Source organism: Microbispora hainanensis (assembly GCF_036186745.1).
In the GTDB taxonomy this organism is placed as follows: domain Bacteria; phylum Actinomycetota; class Actinomycetes; order Streptosporangiales; family Streptosporangiaceae; genus Microbispora.
Window position 1 is genome coordinate 6,893,513 of sequence record NZ_CP108086.1, and the last position, 20,343, is coordinate 6,913,855.

At 70.8% G+C, this 20,343-nt stretch carries 16 protein-coding genes; 8 read left to right on the top strand and 8 right to left on the bottom strand.

The genetic code is table 11. From position 1 onward, the window contains the following. Nucleotides 1-81 precede the first annotated feature (81 nt). Complete coding sequence (locus tag OHB01_RS31755; protein WP_147944189.1) at nt 82-1,374, top strand: CynX/NimT family MFS transporter; 1,293 nt, start codon at nt 82-84, stop codon at nt 1,372-1,374. Between the two features lie 89 nt (nt 1,375-1,463). Here OHB01_RS31755 and OHB01_RS31760 read toward each other — a convergent pair whose 3' ends face one another. After that, nucleotides 1,464-2,801 (bottom strand): FAD-dependent oxidoreductase, encoded by a 1,338-nt coding sequence (locus tag OHB01_RS31760; RefSeq protein WP_328854410.1) that lies wholly within the window; start codon nt 2,799-2,801, stop codon nt 1,464-1,466. Between the two features lie 688 nt (nt 2,802-3,489). Here OHB01_RS31760 and OHB01_RS31765 point away from each other — a divergent pair. Then, nucleotides 3,490-3,636: a hypothetical protein gene (locus tag OHB01_RS31765; protein WP_187280721.1), complete on the top strand. Its 147-nt coding sequence runs from the start codon at nt 3,490-3,492 to the stop codon at nt 3,634-3,636. 210 nt (nt 3,637-3,846) lie between these two features. Here OHB01_RS31765 and OHB01_RS31770 read toward each other — a convergent pair whose 3' ends face one another. Next, the gene (locus tag OHB01_RS31770) at nt 3,847-4,575 is read right to left on the bottom strand and encodes a FadR/GntR family transcriptional regulator (protein WP_328854411.1); all 729 of its coding nucleotides are present in this window, start codon (nt 4,573-4,575) and stop codon (nt 3,847-3,849) included. Nucleotides 4,576-5,681: 1,106 nt separating this feature from the next. Here OHB01_RS31770 and OHB01_RS31775 point away from each other — a divergent pair. Next, nucleotides 5,682-6,419 (top strand): FadR/GntR family transcriptional regulator, encoded by a 738-nt coding sequence (locus OHB01_RS31775; RefSeq protein ID WP_261985885.1) that lies wholly within the window; start codon nt 5,682-5,684, stop codon nt 6,417-6,419. A gap of 606 nt (nt 6,420-7,025) precedes the next feature. Here OHB01_RS31775 and OHB01_RS31780 read toward each other — a convergent pair. From OHB01_RS31780 to OHB01_RS31790, 3 genes are all read right to left on the bottom strand, one after another. After that, entirely contained in the window at nt 7,026-8,684 is a 1,659-nt protein-coding gene (locus OHB01_RS31780) for a TIGR03767 family metallophosphoesterase (protein ID WP_328854412.1), read from the bottom strand. 172 nt (nt 8,685-8,856) lie between these two features. Continuing rightward, entirely contained in the window at nt 8,857-9,090 is a 234-nt protein-coding gene (locus OHB01_RS31785; protein WP_328709890.1) for a hypothetical protein, read from the bottom strand. A 17-nt stretch (nt 9,091-9,107) separates the two neighbouring features. Next, a complete protein-coding gene (locus OHB01_RS31790; protein ID WP_328854413.1) occupies nt 9,108-10,460 on the bottom strand; it encodes a family 43 glycosylhydrolase in 1,353 nt (450 codons plus the stop codon). A gap of 355 nt (nt 10,461-10,815) precedes the next feature. On the opposite strand from OHB01_RS31790, the gene OHB01_RS31795 reads away from it, so the two are divergent. Further along, nucleotides 10,816-11,805 carry an aminoglycoside phosphotransferase family protein gene (locus tag OHB01_RS31795; RefSeq protein ID WP_328855876.1) on the top strand — a complete coding sequence of 330 codons (990 nt, stop codon included), beginning with the start codon at nt 10,816-10,818 and terminating at the stop codon, nt 11,803-11,805. Here OHB01_RS31795 and OHB01_RS31800 read toward each other — a convergent pair. Then, nucleotides 11,766-12,125 (bottom strand): hypothetical protein, encoded by a 360-nt coding sequence (locus OHB01_RS31800; protein ID WP_142649709.1) that lies wholly within the window; start codon nt 12,123-12,125, stop codon nt 11,766-11,768. The two genes, OHB01_RS31795 and OHB01_RS31800, sit on opposite strands and share 40 nt — an antisense overlap. Nucleotides 12,126-12,434: 309 nt before the next feature. On the opposite strand from OHB01_RS31800, the gene OHB01_RS31805 reads away from it, so the two are divergent. From OHB01_RS31805 to OHB01_RS31820, 4 genes are all read left to right on the top strand, one after another. Then, on the top strand, nt 12,435-13,292 hold the full coding sequence (locus tag OHB01_RS31805) for a haloacid dehalogenase type II (protein WP_328854414.1): 858 nt from the start codon (nt 12,435-12,437) through the stop codon (nt 13,290-13,292). A gap of 237 nt (nt 13,293-13,529) precedes the next feature. After that, nucleotides 13,530-16,250, top strand: coding sequence for an arabinofuranosidase catalytic domain-containing protein (locus OHB01_RS31810; RefSeq protein ID WP_142649711.1), 2,721 nt, complete (start codon nt 13,530-13,532; stop codon nt 16,248-16,250). 152 nt (nt 16,251-16,402) lie between these two features. Further along, nucleotides 16,403-18,703, top strand: coding sequence for a nitric-oxide reductase large subunit (locus OHB01_RS31815; protein ID WP_328854415.1), 2,301 nt, complete (start codon nt 16,403-16,405; stop codon nt 18,701-18,703). Continuing rightward, nucleotides 18,700-19,116, top strand: coding sequence for a hypothetical protein (locus tag OHB01_RS31820; RefSeq protein ID WP_142649712.1), 417 nt, complete (start codon nt 18,700-18,702; stop codon nt 19,114-19,116). The genes OHB01_RS31815 and OHB01_RS31820 overlap by 4 nt, the downstream gene beginning before the upstream one ends. Before the next feature lie 15 nt (nt 19,117-19,131). Here OHB01_RS31820 and OHB01_RS31825 read toward each other — a convergent pair whose 3' ends face one another. After that, nucleotides 19,132-19,593, bottom strand: a complete 462-nt coding sequence (locus OHB01_RS31825; protein WP_328854416.1) for a GNAT family N-acetyltransferase — start codon at nt 19,591-19,593, stop codon at nt 19,132-19,134. Between the two features lie 163 nt (nt 19,594-19,756). Then, complete coding sequence (locus tag OHB01_RS31830) at nt 19,757-20,311, bottom strand: hypothetical protein (protein WP_147944198.1); 555 nt, start codon at nt 20,309-20,311, stop codon at nt 19,757-19,759. Nucleotides 20,312-20,343 lie beyond the last annotated feature (32 nt).

Below are 20,343 nucleotides of genomic sequence, written 5' to 3' on the forward strand. Positions count from 1 at the left end.
ACCACGACCAGCCCGGCCGTACGGTCCGTTCGCCGCCCGGTGCGGGCCGGACCGCGACAGCCGTACAAGAAACGGAGAACTGTGAAGGCAGACCGGACGTCCGTGGCGACGAAGGCCGGCCGGAACGCCGCGGGTGTCCGCCCGTTGCCCGCCTGGCTGCTCCTGCTGACCGTGACCGTCATCGGGCTGAACCTGCGAGCCGGCATGGGTAGCATCCCCCCGCTGCTCGGGCGGATCAGCGACGACCTGCGCCTGCCCGCCACCGCGCAGGCGCTGCTCACCTCCGCCCAGGTCGTCTTCATCGGGCTGTCCGCCCTGGTCGTACGCCGCCTGGCCGCGCGCACGGGCGCGGAGAGCGCGACGGCCGTGCTGCTCGGGGCGCTCTCCCTGAGCTGCCTCATGCGGTTCCAGGCCACCTCGATCGCCGTGCTGCTGGTGTCGGCGGCCTTGGCCGGCCTCGGCATGGGCGGAGTGTCCGTGCTGATACCCGGCCTCATCACCCATCACCTGCCCCGCCTGCCCGGCCTGGCGACCGGCCTGTATTCGACGGCGATGGCGGGCGGGGTCGCCCTCGCGGCCTGGACCGCCGGGCCGCTCGCCGAACGGCTCGGCGGCTGGCGGCCCGCCCTCGGGGCCTGGGGCGTCGCCGCCGCGCTGACCGCGCTCGCGTGGCTCGCCCTGCTCCCCCGCCTGTCCCGTACGCCCGCCGCCGAGGCGGCGCGGGAGAAGCCGCGACGGTCCCCGTGGAAGAGCGCGACGGCCCGCTGGATCACCCTCTACACGGTGCTGCAGACGATCGTCGGGTTCAGCGGCCTGGCATGGATCGCCCCCTCGTACGTGGAACGCGGGCTGCCGGCGCAGGACGGGGCGGCGCTGTTCAGCCTCTTCCAGCTCGTCCAGTTGGTCGCGATGCTCACCCTGCCCCCGATAACCGACCACACCCGGGACCGGCGGCCCCTCCTGGCCGTCTCCCTGGCGTGTGTCGCCCTCGGGCTGGCGGGGATGGTGGCCGCGCCGGCGGCGCTCGCGATCCCCGCCGTCGGCCTGTTCGGCCTCGGCATCGGCGGCAGCTTCTCCCTCGGGCTGGTCCTGATCATCGACGCCGCCGCGGACCGGGACGAGGCCACCCAGCTCAGCGCCATGGTCACCCTCGTCGGCTACATCGGCGGGGCCTCGGGCCCGCTGATGCTGGGCCTGCTGCACGACCTCACCGGCGGCTTCGACGCCGGCTACGCCACGCTGCTGGTCATCAGCCTGGTCATCCTGTGCATCGTGCCCGTCTTCCGGCCGGGCCGCGGGCTCGGCTCCCCGCTCCCCGCACGCCCCGCCGCGTCGCCGGGCCGGACGGCGGAAAGCTCGCCGGGCGAGGGGTGAGCCCCGGCCGCACCGGAGCACCCGGGCGGCGAGGTGTGCCAGGAGCCGGCATCCGTCACCGGTGGCGTCTCCGGCGCGGGCGCCTTCCCCTACTTCTGCAGCTCCTTCGCCAGCGCGTACGCCTGGCGGGTGGCGGCGACCAGCCGGCGCGGGGCGAACGCGTCGCCGAGCGCGTGCACCTCCGGATGCCGCGACCGGAGCGCCTGGTAGAGCGCGTCGTCCGCGTCGCCTCCGCACGCCAGGACAACCGAGTCGACGCCGGCGATCTCCTCGGTCCGCCTGGAGTAGACGTTGGCCACCCGGACGGCTCCGTCCGAGATCCCGGTCACCTCCTCCAGGAAGCGGAGCCGCACGTCCCGAGAGTACAGCCGGGCGAGGATGCCGCCCACGATGTAGCGGCCGAGCAACTGGGCGGGCCCCGGCGTCGCGTACACGAGCATCACCTCGTGCCCGCGCTCGCTGAGGTAGTCGGCCACGCTCAGCGGCGGCAGATGGTCGTCCTGGGCCACGACGACGACGCGCCGCCCGACGGCCGCGCCGCGCAGCACCGCACGGATGTCGTGGACGTTCGCGCCGTCGACCCCGTCGATCGGCGGCCGGTGCGGGGTCACGCCCGTCGCTACCGCCACCACGTCCGCGCCGGCCGCCAGGACCGCGTCGGCGTCGGCCCGTATGCCGAACCGGATCTCGACGCCCGCCCGCTCCAGCCGGCGCGCCTGCCAGTCGAGGTAGCGGCGGTACTGGTCGTAGCTGGGAGCCTCGGCCGCGATGCGCAACTGCCCGCCGAGCTCGCCGTCCGCCTCCCACAGGCTGACCGTGTGCCCGCTCTCGGCGGCGAGCGCGGCGAGCTCCATGCCCGCCGGTCCGCCGCCCACGACGAGAACGCGGCGCGGGCGCGCCGCGCGGGCCCACGGCCCGTCGACCTCCTGGCCCGCGTGCGGGTTGACCGCGCAGCCGAACGGCAGCCCCTCGACGTAGCGGCGGCTGATGCAGTCGTTGCCGCCGATGCACGGCCTGATCTCGTCGAGGCGGTTCTCCCGCGCCTTGGTCAGCATCTCGCCCTCCGCGATGAGGGCACGGGCCATGCCGACGACGTCCGCGTGGCCGTCCGCGAGCACCCGCTCGGCGACGTCGACCGAGGTGACCCGGCTGGTGTAGACGACGGGGATGCGCACGCTCCTGCGGATGTCGCCCGCGAGCGCGGACCACTGAGCCGGGGCGTAGTACTGCGGCTGGATGTAGCTGGGGTCGCCCCAGGTCGAGCCGACGACGACGTGCAGGAAGTCGACGAGCCCGGTGGACTCCAGATACTGCGCGATCTCGACGCCGTCCGCGGCGTTATAACCGCCCGGCGCCTCCTCGTACGCGTTGAAGCGCACGCCGAGCATCATGCCGTCGCCGATCTCCTCGCGTACGGCCGTCAGCACCTCGACCGCGAACCTGGCCCGGTTCTCCAGCGAGCCGCCGTACTCGTCGTCGCGCTGGCGCCGATAATCCTGAGCTGGGACGTCAGCACCGCGCCGCCGCGATGGACGACCTCGGCGAGCTGCTGGACCCGCTCGACGAAGAAGGGCAGCCGGTAGAAGCCGAGCGTCTCGGCGCTGTAGCCGTGCGGCTCGAACCCGGGGATGAGAAGGTTGCGGATCCGCCCGCTGCCGACGTGCCGTCCCGTGCCTCAGCCATGGTCGTGTTCCTCCTGGAGTCGCCGCACGGGATCACCATGCCAAACACTACTAACTATTATAATAGTATGGTTCAAGCGGGAGGAGCCGGAACGGCGGCGACCGGGCAGGGTTGCGGAGCGCACTCTCGGCAAGCCGTATGTATGGCGTAATGGTTCGCATAGATAGCTCTTGCCTGTGACCGCCGCGCTTCGGCCTGGCTGTCATGAACGACGTCCCGCCCGTCCCGCCCGGCCCGCCCGGCTCACCGCGTCGCGCGGGGGACACGGGCAGACGCGCGCGGCATCGGGCATATGTGGAAGGCGACGAGCGGACGCGGGAGCAGGTGAGGGCGGCACGCGATGCCGGCTACTCATCGGTCTGAGTTTTCAGGACTGCCCGGGCAGCAGGCCGGCCCCGCAGCCGCTGCCGGCGCGCGCCGCTCGATGGCGACATGGACTTCGGCGCCGACATGTTCCTGCTGCCGCTGATGGCGGGGCCCCGCCGATCCGGCGCGCCGTACGGCGAATTCAGCGAGAGGAAATCGAGCGGCTCGGCCGCACGCGAGACCGCGACGTGGTCACCCGACGCGAGCCGCTGATCGATGACGACGCGGACAAGGCCCGCACCGGGGCCGACTGCTCGCGGCGCCCTCGGCGACCTCGTCAGCGCACGAGTCGCGGCCCTCCCTGACCGTGACCAGGAGAGGTCCCGCGTACGGCGGGGGAAGGCTCAGCGAGGGCGCTTCTCGTGCCTGGAATGAGACCGCGAACCGGCCGGTGCGAGATGACCCGGGCGGTCGCCGCGGCTCTCAGTGCCAGCCCACCACCTCGTTCATGAGGACGGGGTGGCGACGCTTCACGTAGTTCGCGTACTCCTCCATGTGCTCGCGCATCAACCGCTCGGCCGAGTCGGCGTCGCCCTCCTCGATCGCGAGGGCGATCTGAGCGTGGACGTCGCGCACCTCGGAGCGCCGCGATTTGGGGAACAGCACCCCGCTGACCTTGGCCCGGAACATCTCGCTCAGCGCGCCACCGAACAGGTTGAGCATGCCGTTGCCCGACATGGACGCCACGAACTGGTGGAAGTCCCTAGTCGAGTCGAAGTAGCGCGGCTCGTCGTCGACCGGTGTGCCCTCGGCTATCCGGCGCAGCTCGGCCAGCTTCGCCGGGTCGCGCCGCTCCGCGGCCAGGCGCGCCATCACCGGCTCCATCACCAGCCGGGCCTCCACCAGCTCGCGGAAGGTCATCTGCTGCGCCTGGAAGTACAGCGTGGCCATCTGGCCGAAGGCGACGGGGCTCACCCCGGTCACGATCGGGCCGCCGCGCGGGCCCGGCTTGAGCATGATCAGCCCGTGCACCTCGAGAATCCGCAGCGCCTCGCGCAGCGAGCCGCGGCCGACGCCGTACTCCTCGAGCATCTGCGACTCGGGAGGCAGGGGCGTGCCCGGGGGCATCCGCTCCGCGCCGATTTTGCGCACGATGTCCTGAGCAACCGCCTCGGCCACCTTGAGCCCCCGTTTGATGTGCGGCTGAGACATTTCACCCCTCTAAGCCAACCCGTCGATCATTACCAATACAATGATACATATATTTTCGCACGGTCCGCGGATACATGCCACGCCTCGTCATACGAGAGCCTCACGGCGAGGCGGGCACCCCATGCGCCGAACGAGGGAGAACGATCCGCCCACTCGCTCGGCGCGCTGCGAGTCGTTGACCATAAATTCGATCACAGCTTAAGTGACCGGTCAACGCAGACGGAAACGTTCATGAAGCGATGACCGGAGGAAGCGCCCCTCCCGTCCGCGGTACGCCATTCGACCGGACAAGACGCCAACTATTCCACGGGATCGCGAGTACCGCAGGCTTCCTTCCGGCGCTGCGGCCGACTTGCCTTCCCGCCGGCGGCACGATCGTGCTGTTTGGCCTGCGGCTGGAACACTGCTCGCCAGCGGACATGCGGGACCAGGACCGGTCGGGACGGGCACGACCGCAACGGGCTTCTTCTCAGGCGCGGCCAGCATCTCCTCACGGAGGAAGCCGGTGCGGCACGACGGCTCGCACGGACAGAGTGAGTGCGCCACGACGACGCCCGGCACCGGAGGAAGAGCAAGCGCAGGACAGTGGTGGGTATTCGGGACGGAAGATCCCACCGAAATCGCCGCCCGAATTCCTTCACCCGGCGTTGACGGCCCTTTGTGATTTTTCTCGCTTCCGACAGGGCGGACGGTGACGGCCGCCCGCGGACGGCCCTGCAACACCGACCGAGCCCTGCGACCGCATAGGCACTCGATGCGTGCGTTCATCGACTGGGCCAGGTGATCTGGACCGTTCCCGCGCCGGCACATCCGCGAGACGCTGGTCACTCACCCTCACACACCAGTTAGAATGACTATCATTAACATGGATAATGGAACATGGACAGTTGCCGCCGTACCGCCGCACGATCTCCGCACCACGCCGCCCTCGGAAGGGATCACGAGGCGTAGGTTGCGTGACCGGCCACAAGCCGGACCACCGAGGGCCGGGCTCCCCGGCGCGGCCTGTCGCGGGAAGGAGTTCCCCGCCGTCCCTCACCGGGGCTACGAATTAGCCGATCGTTCCTTATAATGGTGACTATGGTAATCTTCGAAAGGTAGCCGCCGTGACCACCACCCGCGCACCGAAAGCGGCGATGCTCGTGGCCCAGCGCATCCTCCGCGACGCGATGCGAGCCGGCCTCTCCCCCGGTGACCTGCTGCCGTCCGAACGCGGCATGCTCGAACAATACGAGACGGGGCGCGGCACCCTGCGCGAAGCCCTGCGTCTGCTGGAGTTTCAGGGCGTCATCACGTTGAAGCCCGGGCCCGGTGGCGGCCCGGTGCTCACCGCCCCGACCGCGTCCAACCTGGCCAACACCCTGATGCTGCTCATGCAGCTCAACCACGCGCAGTATCGCACCATCGTCGAGGTACGCAACGCGGTCGAGCCGATGATCGGCAGGCTGGCCGCGCAGCACATCACCGACGCCCAGCTCGACCAACTGGCCGGCACGATCGAGTCCATGCGGTGCAGCCTGGACGACCGCGAGCTGTTCCTCGAGGAGAACAAGAAGTTCCACGACATCATCGCGTGGTCGTCGGGCAACGTGCTGTTCGCGTACCTCGTCGAGTCGCTTCTGGGCATCCTGGACGGCACCGCGATCGGAATCGACTATCCGAGCCACCGCCGCTCCGCCATCCTCAAGGCGCACGAGGAGATCTACCAGGCGCTGGCGAAGCGCGACGCCGCCAGCTCCGAGGAGCGTATGCGCGAACATGTCGAGGCCTACACGCGATACGGGATGAAGAAGTTCCCCCACGTCCTTAACCAGGCCATCACCTGGAACCATCTGCTGAGCTGAGCCCGCCATAGGGCCGCCTAATGCGGTTCGGAGCGGAGAGAAGACGCCGCGCCCCAGTCCGTGACCCCGGCCGGCGGCCCCCCGGTCCGCGGCACCGGTCCCAACCGACCGGCCGACGTGCCGGGCTCGGCCCGCCCCATGGCCGACACCGCCGTCCCACGGTGATCATTGGGGCCGGCGATGTGGACGGTCGAAGCTCGGGCCGCCGATGTGGGCGCAAGGGTGAGGCAAAGGCGGCGTGACCACCACGTCCACCTCGGGGAAGAGCTTCCGCGACGATCCCCGGCCGCCGTCACTGTGGTGGGCTTGTCGTACGGAGCAGACAGAGCGGATTCCCGGGCGGCCGGAAATGCTCGTCCCTGCCCGGGTGATCGCACGTCACAGGCGATACACCCGCGCGACCGTGCCTGCGAACACGGCGTCGCGCTCGGCGCGCGGGATGGGCGTGGCGGCCGGAGGTCCGCAGACGATGACACCCCCTGTGTCGACCTCACGCTGCGATCGACCCCGACGCCGTCGTCTCGACCGTCACGCTGTGACGGTGATGCCGGGTGACCGCCGCGCTTTCCACCACCGCCGTCGGCGCTTTTCGACGCGGACGCGCCGTCAGCGCTTCTTCACCAGAAGCTCGGTGTTGCGGTCACCCGGCATACCCGCCAGCCCGCTCCGGAGGCCCGGTGAGTTGAACGAGAGCTCCCGATAGAGCGCGGCCAGGCCGCTCTGGGACAGGTCGGTGAAATCCGTACGGTGCGGCGCGGCCGACTCCACCAGCGTGGTGAACAGCGACAGCGTCCCGTCGTGGTTGTCGGCCAGCTCGATCACCCGCGCCAGCTGCGGATAGTCGACGTGGGAGGCGGTGGAGATCTCCCAGAAGCCGTCATGCGGGACGATCCTGTTCAGATGGGAGTGACCGTTGATCCACGCGGCCACGTTGCGGTGCTTCCGCAGCACCGCCAGCAGCTCCCGGCCGCCGTGGCGCTTCTCGTGCGGGCGGGCGGGATTGGGGACGAGGTTGGTCATGGCCCAGCTCGGGTGGTGACTGAAGATCAGCGCGACGTCGGCGGCGTGGGTCTTCAGCGTCCGCTCCAGCCAGGCGAGCTGCCGGGTGCCGACCGATCCGCGGTAGTCGCCGCCGCGGTCGGTCGTGTCCAGGCTGATGCCGACGACCCCGTCGGCGATCCGGAAGGCGTAGTCCAGGCGACCGCTGTCGAGATTGTCGCGGGTGTAGCCGTGGCCGACCGGTCCCGGCCCGGCGTACGCCGGATCGAGGTGAGCGGCTATGTACGCGTGCGGGCTCACGGGGGCGCGGCGCTCGTCGGCGGTGACCGTGCGGGCCCTGCGCCGGTAGTGCCGCCACACGGCGCGGAAGCGGGCGCCCGTGGGGTCGCCATGGCGCAGTGCCCGATAGACGGCGCCGGCCTCGGAGGCGGGCAGGTCGAACAGCTTGCGCGAGCCGGTGGCCAGGTCGGCGAAGAAGCCGCCGGCCGCGGAGTAGGCGCCGCCGAAGAGCTGGTCGTGGTTGCCGATGGTGGAATACCACGGCACGGCCAGGCCGGGGCTGCTCACCTCGCGGACGGCCGCCTCCAGGAAGCCCTCCAGGTGCGGGAACCCCGCCCGCTTGTCGATGTCGCGTACGCCTGACTCGGGCTGCCAGTAGAGGCCCAGGCCGGAGCCCTGCACGCCCTCGTACGCGCCCGGGTCGCCGGTGCCGGGGGTGAAGCGCCCGCCGCTCATGGCGGTGAGGAACCACTCCAGCTCGATCCGGGAGTTGTTGTCGGTGTTGTCGCCGGTGGTCATGACGAAGCCGATCGGCGCCCGGGTGGCCGGGCCGTACCGCAGGGCGTTGACCTGTTCGATCAGCGCGACGGCTCCGACGGCGGTCAGCGTCTCCTGCGGGCGCCAGGAGCCCATGTCGGCGGCGCGCAGGAACTCGTAGCGCTGCGGGCTCTGCACGTCGGTGATGTGCAGGTCGGTGAACTGGACGAAGCAGGCGAGCACCGTGCGGCGATCGGCCCTGTCCTTCTTGGCCGCGGCCAGTTCGGTGCGGGTCACCCGCCGCCAGCCGGGGCCGTCGGACAGCCGGCGATACCCACTGGCGCCGCGCGGTCGCGCGACGGTGTGGACCGTCGTCATGAGCGCGGCCGTCGACGGTGTCACGGCCGAGGAGGCGGCCGGGACGGAGGAAAGCGCGATGTCCAGCGCGACCCCGGAGGCGGTCATTCCGGAGGTGAGGAGGAAGGCACGGCGGCTGAGGGCGGGATCCATGATGCTCCCCGGGGGCGGCGAGGCGAACGTCCACCGGGAATGGTCGACAGCCGGAATGACTGCCGCGCTAACACGACCGAAACGCCGTCCAGCCATATGCGGCCGAGAAATAGCCGTACGCGAGCCGGACGCCTGACGGCAGCGGACCGGAAGCCCGCCGCTTTCCCGCCGTTCAGAAGTGTGTGAGCGAGGCCATGACCGTCGCCGCCGGGCAGGTCGTTCCGCTGCCGCAGAGCGGGATCACGTTGAAGACCACCTCGTCCAGGGCGGGCACGGCGCAGGTGCGGCCGGCCGCCGTCAACATCGGGCCCTCCCCCACCGCGCCGATCATCGAGTGCGAGGTGCGCCGCCTGTGCCGGGCTCCTGTCACGCCGCCGTCTCCGGTCACGGTGAGCAGGCCGGCCACGACGGCGCGGGGGGTGATCAGTCCTTGCTGTGCCCGGGGTTGCGGCGGGCGACGTACAGACGGTCGCCCTCGGGGCCGGTCCACTCCAGCCGTACGACGCCCGGCACGGCGGCCTCGTCGATGCGCGACGGGTCGGCCCAGTAGCCGGCGTTGGGGTTGCGGAAGAACGTCGCCCACAACTGGCCGCTGCGGTCCGCGAAGATGTTGTTGTGGCCGGCGCCGACGCCCAGGGTCCACCGCTTGGAGTAGGGCCCCTCGAACCTGTCGGCGACGGCGACGATCGCGTCGTACTGGTACTGCACGCGGCCGGCGGCCGCCGTGTCGTAGGCGTAGCGCGTGCCGCCGTCGGGGCCGGCCGACGACCGGTCCCACGCGGCGTGGACGAGGTAGTACTTGCCGCCGTACTTGAACACGTACGCGCCTTCGAGATAGGGCTCGGGCGCGTAGGGCGTCTGCTGGAACTGCGGCAGGTTCGTCGTCGGGATGATGTCCTCCATGTCATCCCGGAACTTCGCGTACAGGTTGTTGTGCAGCACGAGCCACGCCTCGTCGCCCTCGCTGAACATGCCGCCGTCAATGTGGTGGTAGGCGCCGGGCTTGATGAAGGCAGGCCCGCCGATGAAGGAGTCCCCGAAGGGCTTGTCGTAGTTGCCCTGGACGAGCCGGTAAGGACCCTCCACCCCGCCTTCGCTCACGAGCATGAACGAGCCGACCTTCTGGGAGTGGTCGCCCATGCACGCGACGATGTACCACTTCCCGCGGAAGTAGTGCACCTCGGGCGCCCACGCGTTGCCGCGCTTGCCGAACTGGTCGTCATACCAATATTCCTGCCAGGGAGCGACGACCGTGCGCCCGGGCCGGTTCTCGCCGACGAACTCGGGCGACCATACCTTGCCCTTCTCGGCGTCCGGCCGGATGCCGGTGGTGTCGGCCAGCTTCCACGGCCCGTGCAGCGACGTGGCCGTCCACACGAAGATGCCGTCGTTCCACGGGCCCGCCGCCGCCAGCCCGGGCACCCGGGTGGTGCCGGTGGCGACGTAGACCGGACGACCGCCGACGTCGAAGCAGTTGACGTAGGTGTCCCGCATCCAGACCCGGCCGAGCTCCTCGTCGCGGGGGCGCAGCTCCAGCGGGAGGATGAAGGAGTTGTCGTCGCGCGGCCACAGGTCCACTCGCGTGTCCGCCAGGCCGTACGGCGTGGGCTCGGGCCAGTTCGACGGGTAACGCCCCTTCGGCCCGCCCCCGTGCGGCAGTTCCTTCGGGTCCGCGTGCGCGGCGGCCGCGGGCAGCGCCGCCGCTCCCAGCAGGCCCGCGACACCGGCCAGCACGGACCGCCGGCCCACATGAAACCCGTTCTCGGCACCAGTCATCGGTAAGGGTCCTCCTTTTCCACGAAGGGCGCGGGCGCCCTGCCGGGAGGACACGGTAGTAAGACTCATTTCGACAGTGAACAGACGACAAAAAGGTTCTCGGCGCACCGGTCGGCCTGGCGTCGCGCCGAGAACCTCCAGCCGCCGTGAACGAGGACCGAGACGGCGCCGAGGCCGCGACCACCGCAATCGAATTCGCTTTTCCGCACGGCGAAGCGCGGAAAAAGAAGCAGCCGGAAAAACGGAAAGCCGGCAATCGGAGAATCGTTCTCCGTGATTTCGCGACGCCGTCTCGCGGGGGCCGAAAACCGGTTGCGGGAGACGACCCGAACGCGGAACCCTCACCGGCGTGAAGATGCATGCCGGCCAGCTGACGGTGACACCGGAGACCGTGCGCGCCTTGATAGCCGAGCAGTTCCCGCAGTGGCGGGGCCTGCCTGTCACGGGCGTCGCCTCCCACGGAACGGTCAACGCCATCTTCCGGATCGGCGACCACCTCGCCGCCCGCTTCCCCCTGCAGCCGGGGCCGGTCGACGAGACGCGCCGTTGGCTGGAGTCCGAAGCGGAGGCGGCCCGTGAACTGGCGGGCGCCACCCGCTTCCCCACCCCCGAGCCGGTCGCGCTCGGCGAGCCGGGTGCGGGATATCCGCTTCCGTGGTCGGTGCAGACATGGCTGCCCGGCACCGTGGCGACCGACGAGGACCCGGGCGAGTCGGTCGCGTTCGCCCACGACCTCGCCGATCTCATCACCGACCTGCGCGCGGTCGGCACGCGGGGCCGTACGTTCTCCGGCAACGGCCGGGGAGGCGACCTCAAGGCCCACGACGCGTGGATGGAGACCTGCTTCGGGCGAAGCGAGGGACTGCTGGACGTTCCCCGGCTGCGCCGCATGTGGGACGCGTTCCGCAGCCTGCCGCGCGAAGCGGCCGACGTGATGAACCACGGTGATCTCATCCCCGGCAACGTGCTCGTGTCCGCCGGCCGGCTTGCCGGGATTCTCGACGGCGGCGGGTTCGGGCCGGCCGATCCCGCCCTCGATCTCGTGAGCGCCTGGCATCTGCTGGAGGCCGGGCCGCGCGAAGTGCTCCGTCTCGACCTGGGGTGCGACGACGTCGAGTGGGAGCGGGGCAAGGCGTGGGCCTTCGCACAGGCGATGGGACTCGTCTGGTACTACCTGGAGACCAACCCGGCCATGAGCCGGATGGGCCGCCGCACCCTGGATCGCATCATGGGGACCGCATCAGGGGGACCGCATCATGGGGACCGCATCAGGGCGGACGGCGGCCCCGCTGACTCGGACGAGGCTCAGCCGCGGGTGATGTCGACACCGCCGATGACGCTGTAGTTGCGGACGCGGACGACACGGCCGGAGGCGTCCGGCGTGTCCGGGGGTCCCGGCTCCACCGAGCGGCCGCCGATCAGGCTGAAGCCCTCGACCTCCACCGTGACGTCGGCGGGCACCCGCAGGCGCACGCCGCCCAGAAGCGAGATCTTCGTCACCGAGGTGACCTCCTCGATCCGTGCGTCGCGCAGGTCGAGGTCGGCTCCCCCGACGGGAGTGATGACGACCGTGTCCGCGGGCATCCGCTCCGCGCCCCTTCGCTTCAGGCCGCCGATGAGGGAGACGTGCCAGTCCGTACGCTGCGATGATGTCGTGTTCGTCATGACCTTTACGGTACGGATCGGCCGGTGCGGCGATCAGTGCCGCACGTCGTGTCCTGACCATGACACCCGTCATATCCGCGGCTCGGCCGTCGTCGGCCGGGATGGCCGGCTCCACGGCGGACCAGGTGTGCGGCGGACCAGGTGTGCGGCGGACCAGATACGCGGCGGACCAGTGCGCGCGGAGAGTGGGGCCGACCTGCGGTGACGCCGTGTCCAGGCGCGATAATGGTTGGGCTCACGCGGAAGGGGGCCGCACCGATGAACGACGACGCTGTGCCCGCGATCCCCGCCGGCGAGCCGTCGATCCTGGTGTTCGACGTCAACGAGACGCTGATCGACTTCGAGTCGATGAACCCGCTTTTCCAACGCGTATTCGGCGACGCCCGGGTGATGCGCGAATGGCTCGGCCACCTTTTCCTGTATTCGATGGCCATCACCGCGGCCGGCCTCTACGAGCAGTTCTTCACGCTGGGGCAGGGGTTGCTCAGAATGCTCGGCGACATCCACGGGGTGATGGTCACCGACGCCGACATCGAGCAGATCAGGCGGGCCATGCTGGCCATGCCACCCCATCCCGACGTGGAAGCCGGCCTGACCCGGCTCGCGGACGCCGGTTTTCGCCTGGTGACGCTCACGAACTCGCCCTTCGACGCCGACGGCCGGAGCCCGCTGGAGCACGCCGGTCTCGCGCACCACTTCGAGCGGCAGTTCAGCGTCGACACGGTTCGCGCCTTCAAACCGGCACCCCGGGCCTATCACCTGGTCACGCAGTCTCTGCGGGTTCCCCCGGCCTCGTGCTTCCTGGTCGCCGCGCATCTGTGGGACACGATGGGCGCGCAGAGCTGCGGCTACACCGCCGGACTGATCACCCGGCCGGGGCACGCCCGCTGCCCGTCGAGTCGCTGCCGAGGCCGAACCTGGTCGCGCCGGACCTGCCCGGCCTGGCCGATCAGCTCATCCGGTTCCGGCGCTGACGGCGAGTTCCGCCGGCGGGCACGCCGGGATGATGCCGGGATCGCGCCGGGATCACTGCGGGATCACCGCGGCACGCATGGCGGCCCCCGGACATCGCAGGTCGAGACCCGGGCCGCCCGGAAAGGACCGGCCCGTTATTGCGTACGTAACCTTGACGTTACCTGTGGCCGATGCCATAGTGTGGGCAGTTGATCAAGGTCGACCCCGCTTCCGACTCCCTCTCCATTGACGAACCCGTTGACGCGATCGCTTTTGTTAGCGCTAACAGAGCGCGGTCAGCGGAGACCTGCCGAGTGCCGACCGAGACGTCCGGCGCGGGATCGTCCATGCCCGCGCGACGGTGTCCGCGGTCGCGTAACCGGACATCGGCAGGCCACGCCCCCGCACGTCGGCTCAGTCGAGCGAGACGCATGGAGGAGTTGATCCGACATGTTCAGACCCCCCATCGAACGCGGACGCCTCAGAACCCTGGCCGGTCGTACGGCGACCGCACTGGCGCTGATCGGCGGCGCGCTCGCGGTGACGCCGCAGGCGCATGCGGCGCCGCCCGCCGCCCCGGGCCGGCCGCAGGGCCCCTGTGACATCTACGCCGCCGGCGGCACGCCCTGCGTCGCCGCCCACAGCACCACGCGCGCGCTGTACTCGTCCTACAATGGCCCGCTCTACCAGGTCATGCGCACCTCGGACAACGCGACCAGGGATATCGGCGTCGTCCGCCCCGCCGCCCACCCCTCCCCGGACTCCGGCGGATACGCCGACGCGGCCGCCCAGGACGCGTTCTGCCATGACGTGGTCTGCGTGATCACCAAGATCTACGACCAGTCCGGCACCGGCAACGACCTCTACCAGGCTCCGCCCGGCACGTTCCGGGGCCCGGCCGCCGGCGGCTACGACACCCTCGCGATCGCGGACATGGCGCCGATCACGATCGGCGGCCACAAGGCCTACGGCGTGTACATCATGCCGGGCATGGGGTACCGCAACAACAACGCCACCGGCCTCGCGAAGGGCGACGAGCCGGAGGGCATCTACTACGTCATCGACGGCACCCACTATGACAGCGGCTGCTGCTTCGACTACGGCAACTCCTCGACGAACAGCCGCGCCGTGGGCACCGGCACCATGGAGACCACGTACTTCGGCACCGCCACCGCCTGGGGCAGCGGCAGCGGCCCCGGCCCGTGGATCATGGCCGACATGGAGGCGGGCCTGTTCTCCGGGTACAACGCGAAGCAGAACCCGGCGGATCCGACCATCGACTCCTGGCGATTCGTCACCGCGGTCGTCGACGGCGGCGGCGGGAACCAGTGGGATCTGCGCGGCGGCAACGCCCAGGACGGCCCTCTGACGACCTTCTACAGCGGGATCCGTCCCGGCTCGCTGACCAACAGCAACTACTACCCCATGCACAAGAAGGGCGCCGTCCTCCTCGGCACCGGCGGCGACAACGGCAACGGTTCGTCGGGCACCTTCTACGAGGGAGTGATGACGAAGGGCTACCCGTCGGAGGCCACCACCGACGCGGTGCAGGCCAACATCGTGGCCGCCAAGTATGACGTGACACGTCTGGCGCTGTCGCGGGCCACCACGTTCACCCCGCGCTCCGCGCAGGACGTCACCGAGACGTTCACGAACACCACGGGCTCCGCCGCGGTGGGCGTCAAGCTGAGCCTGTCCGCCCCCGGGGGATGGACCGCCTCGGTCAAGGACACCCGCGACAAGTCGGCGACGTTCCCGTCGGTCGCACCGGGTGAGACCGTGAGCGCGACCTTCACGGTCACCTCCGCGGACAGGACCGGCGCCGGCTACCTGACCGGCAGGGCCGAGTGGACGAACCCCGCAGGCCCGGTGAAGGGCCGCCAGTCCACGGAAAGCGCGCAAGCCGTACGCAACGCCCTCCCCATCAAGATCAATGAGGTCCGGTTCCGTACGAGCAGCAACGCGACCGACCAGTTCGTGGAGCTCTACAACCCCTCCGCGAACGACGTCGACATCTCCGGCTGGACCCTGACCACCACCCCGAGCGGCTCGCCCGGCACCACGCTGGCCAAGATCCCTGCCGGGACGCGGCTCGCGAGCGGCGCCTACTACCTGCTCGGCCTCGCCGGCTCCGGGCTGGCGGCCCCCGCGGACCACAAGGACACCACGATCAACCTGAGGAGCACGACCGGCTTCGCGGCCGGCCAGCAGATCGACATCGACACCGGGCGCGAGCGGGAGACCCGCACGATCCAGTCGGTCGGGACGGCCGCCAGCCCGGCGACGACTCTGTTCGTTCCCGTCTCCACCGGGCCGTGGATCACGGTCCCCGCCCACTCGACCAACGTGCCCGTCACGAACGCGACCGGTTTCACCGTCGGGGACAGGATCGGCATCGGTTCGGGCGACGACTACGAGCCTGCCACGGTCACCGCGGTCGGCAAGGCGGCCACACAGACGACCCTGTCGGCCGACGCCGCCGAGGGCGCGACCAACATCAAGGTCGCGGCCGACGCCAACATGACCGTCGGCGACACCCTGACGGTGGACACCGGCGAGAGCAAGGAGACCGTCACGGTCGCGAACGTCGGCACCACCGGCGCGAACGGCACGGGCGTCGACCTGGCCGCGCCGTTGCGGCTTGCCCACGCGTCGGGCGTCGACGTGTCCGACCCCGGCACCGGGATCAGCTTCTCGCCGCCGACCCGTCACCCGCACACGAGCGGCGAGCCGGTGCAGGCGCTGGGCGGCGGTCTCACGCTCGACAAGCCGCTCAAGGCCCACCCGATCGGCGCGGCCGTGGTCAACCCCCTGGTCACGACGGCGGGCTACCAGGGAACCCCGGCACCTGACCAGTGGTTCGGGAGCGCCCTGTCCACCAGCGCCGGTTCCATCGCGCTCCTCGACGAACGAGGCGGCGTGGTCGTCGACGCCGTCGTCTACGGCTCTCAGCAGAGCAGTTCGAGCGGCAACGGAACCATCGCCACCCCCGAACTCGCCGTCATGGAGGCCGACCAGGGCCAGGGCGGCTGCATCGCCGTTGTGCCCGGCGCGGCCGCCGGCGCGGGCCGGAGCAACGCCCGCTGGCCCGACGGCACCGACGCCGACAGCCTCTGCCACGACTTCGTCACGTCCAACGCGCCCACACCGGGCGGGCCCAACTCCAGGTAGCCCGATCGGTCCCTCGCCTCCTGTGGTGCCCGCGGTTTCCCGCGGGCACCACAGGAGTCCGGCGCGGCGGGCGTGTCTTCTCGACCGGTGCGGCCCGTGCCCGATAGGAGTAGGGATCTCTCCCCCTTCCTGATCGAGATCGGTGATCGATTGTGCCAGGGGCGGGGACGCGCAGAGGGCTTCTGGTCTCCAGGCGCTGGATCCAGGCGGCGGCGCTGGTGTCGGTGTTCGGGTTCTTCGTCATGGGCGTGCTCGCCCTCCGTACGTACGCCGCGAAGCCGCCCGTGCCGCGGCTGGTGGCGAGCGAGTCCGGGCAGGAGGTGTTCACCGGCCGCGACGTCGCCGACGGGCAGCAGGTCTTCCTCGCCAACGGGCTCATGCAGTACGGGTCGGTGCTCGGGCACGGGGGCTATCTCGGGCCGGACTACACGGCCGACTACCTGCGCCGGGCCGCCACCATCGCCCTGCGGGCCCACGGCGGCGGCGACCGTGCCCGTGAGCAGGTCAGGCAGGAGTTCCGCGCCAACCGTTACGACCCCCGCTCAGGGGTGCTGACCTACACGCCGGCGCAGGCGGACGCCTTCACCGCCCTCGTCGGCCACTATCGCGGCTACTTCGCCGACCCCCGCACCGGCAAGGGACTGCGTCCGTACGCGATCACCGACCCGCGGCAGATCCACCAGCTCACCGCGTTCCTGTCCTGGACGGCCTGGATCGCCGCGGCAGAACGCCCCGGCGCGGGCTACTCCTACACCAACAACTGGCCCGGCGAGCCGCTGGTGGGCAACGCGCCCACCGCCGACACCGTGCTGTGGAGCGTGGTGTCGCTGATCGCCCTGCTGGCCGGCATCGGGGCGCTGTTCGGGGCCGTCGGCCGGTGGGGCGCCCATCTGGGCTGGCGCGGCCGTCAGGCGGAGGCCGTCGACTTCCGCTCCCCCGACCAGGTGGCGCTCACGCCCGCGCAGCGGGTCACCGCGTTCTTCTTCCTCGTCGTCGCGCTGCTCTTCCTCGCCCAGGTGCTGCTCGGCGGTGCGACGGAGCACTACCGGGCCGACCTCACGAGCTTCTTCGGCTTCGACCTGGCCGGGTTGCTGCCGTTCAACCTGGCCCGCACCTGGCACCTGCAACTGTCGCTGTTCTGGGTGGTGGCCGCCTTCCTCGCGGCCGGCATCTTCCTGGCTCCGCTCATGGCCGGGGGCGAGCCACGCGGGCAGGGGCGGCTCGCCTGGACGCTCCTGATCGCCCTGGTGGTCGTGGCGTCCGGCTCCCTCGTCGCGGAGGGGCTGAGCATCCACGGACTCGTCCCGCCGGGCAGCTTCTGGGGCAGCCAGCAGTTCGAATGGCTCGATCTCCCCCGCGTCTGGCAGATCCTGCTGGCCGCCGGCATGGCGCTGTGGGCGGTGATGATGTGGCGGGTGCTGCGCGGGACCCTGGCGAGGGACAGCCGCGGCAACCTGCCCTGGTTGTTCTTCCTGGCCGGCCTGGCGATCCCCGGCGTCTACGCGGTCGGGCTGCTGGCCCGACCGGGCGACACCTTCACCGTCACCGACTTCTGGCGGTTCTGGGTGGTGCACCTGTGGGTGGAGGACTTCCTCGAACTGTTCACCACCGTCATGGTCGCCTACATGTTCGTCCAGCTCGGCGTGGTGCGGGAGCGGGTCGCCCTCGTGGTGATCTATCTGGACGTCATCCTCTATTCGGCGGGCGGCGTGATCGGCACCATGCACCACCTGTACTTCAGCGGCGAGCCCGTGGAGCATCTCGCGCTGGGCGCGTTCTTCTCCGCGATGGAGGTCGTCCCCCTGACCTTCCTGACCGTGGAGGCGTGGTCGTTCGTGCAGCTCGGAGCGCGTCAGCACATGGAGTCGCGCACGCCGTTCCCGCATCGCTGGGCCGTGATGTTCCTGGTCGCCGTCGGCTTCTGGAACTTCCTCGGCGCGGGCGTCTTCGGCTTCCTGATCAACCTCCCGATCGTGTCCTACTACGAGATCGGCACCGGCCTGACGGCCAACCACGCGCACGGCTCGATGATGGGCGTCTACGGCATGCTCGCCGTCGCCCTGGGACTGTTCGTGCTGCGCTACCTGATCCCCGCCGGCCGGTGGCCGGAGAAGTGGGCCAGGGTCTCCTTCTGGTCCCTCAACATCGGCCTGGCCTGGATGTGCTTCGCCACCCTGCTGCCGCTCGGGTTCCTGCAACTGCACGAGTCGGTGGCCTCCGGCTATTTCGAGGCGCGCTCGCTCGGCTACCTCACCGGCAGCACCACCACGCTTCTGGAGTGGCTGCGGCTGCCCGGCGACGCGCTGTTCATCGTCGGCGGCGTGCTGCCCTTCTGCTGGATCGCCTGGCTCGGCGTACGCCACAGGGGCCGCCAGGCCGCGGCCGACCCGGCCACCGGGCTCACCCCCGCGCCCCGGCTGTCGGACGTCCGGGAGCCGGTGGACAGCGCATGATCGGTCCCTTCGTCACGGAGTCCGTCCTCGCGTACGGCTACGCGGCCGGGCTGCTCGTCACCGCCGCCGGGCTGGACCTCCTGGCCCGCCGCGTCGCCGGGCGTTCCGAACGCCATCGCGAGCCCGGCCACGCTCCCTCGCACGACGGACACGAGATCGTCCGGGGGCCGCGGCCCTGGCCGCACTCCGAGGCGGGGCGCTTCCACCGTGGGCTCGCCCTCGTGCTGGTCGTCCTGGCCGCCTCGCTGACGCTCGTCGAGGCGGTGCGTCACCCCGCCTGGCCCGACCTCGCCCTGGCCGCCGCCGCGCTCGCGGCCATCGCCGTCACGGGACGATGGCTGACCGGCCACCTGCGCGCCACCCCCGCGGACTTCCCCGAACCCGGGCAGAAAGCCGCGAATCACGACCGGTAGTGCCTTTCCGGGGCGTCAACTGACGGCGTACTCGCTGAAGCCGCCGCAGGGGATGAAACCAAGACGGCGATAGACGGGTTCCCCGGCCGACGACGCCTGGAGGACCACGGTGCGGTGCCCCTCGTCGTACGCGACGCGCAGGGCCGCCGAGGTGACGGCACCGCCGTGTCCGCGCCGGCGGTCCGGCGCCACGGTGGCGATGTTGTAGATTCCGGCGACTCCCGCGTGGCGGAAGACCTCGGCGGAGCAGACGGGGCGGCCTCCCACGTAGCCCACCAGATAGCGGGCCGGGCCGCCGGGGGCGAGCGCCCGTGTGGCGGCATCCCCGAAGAACCGGCGCACCGTGACGGCGGGCGGGTTCCAGTTCGCCGCCAGGACGCTCGCGTAGTCGGCCAGTTGCCCGGGAGTGGTGACGCGGCGGATGTCGAGTTCCCCGGCCCGGGGCACGGACGGCGCCGCGTGCAGGTCCTTCCACATGCCCGTCTCGGTCTCGGAGGGCCGAAGGCCGGCGTCTTCCAGGAGCGAGGCGAGGTTCGGCGGTTCGGGGCCCGCGTGCGAACAGCGCGCCGTCCCCCGAGCAGCGCGGTGCCTCTGCTCAGGGGACGGCGTGGTCGGCGGCCGGAAGGCTCCGGGGCGGGGTTCACGCGCTCTTGACGGTGCGGTTCAGACGCAGGGCGGAGACGAGGAAGAAGATGCCGCCGAAGAGCGCATAGCCGGCGAGGTTGGTCAGCGACGCGGCCGGGGTGCCGGCCTGGACGATGAACGCGGTGCCGGCGACCGCGGAGATCCCTCCGCTGAGGATCATCGCCCACTGGCCGCCGAGGCTGCGCCGGCTGACGCCCACGATGAGCTGCACGATTCCGGCGGTGATCGCCCACGCGCCCCAGACCCGCAGCGCCGCGGGCACGCCCGAGGACGCCGTGACGGCCAGGCCGACGGCGGTCAGCAGGCTGAGGACCAGGTTGACGTACAGGGCCGCGGTGGGGCGCGCGGTCGTGGAGCGCAGATCGACGAGCGCCGCGGCGACGTCGAACAGCGGATAGATCACGAGCAGGGCCGTGCCCAGCGGGCTGGTGGCCGGTTGCGTCAGGAACAGCAGGATCGCCCAGACGAGGGCGAACGCGAAGCGCACGACGTAGAGGTTCCGCAACGCCATGGCGGTGCGGCCGGCGCTTCTGTCGGCGACGGTGGTCATGGTCTCCCCTTTTCGGCAGGCAAGCTAGGTAG